Below are 241 nucleotides of genomic sequence, written 5' to 3'. Positions count from 1 at the left end.
CCTGGGAACGGGGCACTAATGAGAATGTGAATGGTCAATTAAGAGAGTTCTTCCCAAAGGGGCATTCCTTTAAAAACCTCTCATTAGTGGATCTGCAGTTGGTTCAAGACACGCTGAATCACCGTCCCCGCCGCTGTTTAAGCTATAGTTGTCCAGCGGATGTTATGCCACAACTGGTTTAACTTTCTAGACCAATTATAAGAATAGGCCATTAGTGTTGCACTTAACTTGACAATTGAGG

At 44.0% G+C, this 241-nt stretch carries 1 pseudogene; it reads left to right on the top strand.

What is annotated here, in order from left to right:
• Positions 1-182: pseudogene (locus tag HMPREF0519_RS14155) on the top strand (IS30 family transposase); the annotation flags it as partial.
• Positions 183-241: the final 59 nt, after the last annotated feature.

Source organism: Lentilactobacillus hilgardii DSM 20176 = ATCC 8290 (assembly GCF_000159315.1).
GTDB classification, from domain to species: Bacteria; Bacillota; Bacilli; order Lactobacillales; family Lactobacillaceae; genus Lentilactobacillus; species Lentilactobacillus hilgardii.
The sequence above is the reverse complement of the archived record's forward strand: the minus strand, read 5'-3'. Positions and strand labels throughout refer to the sequence as shown.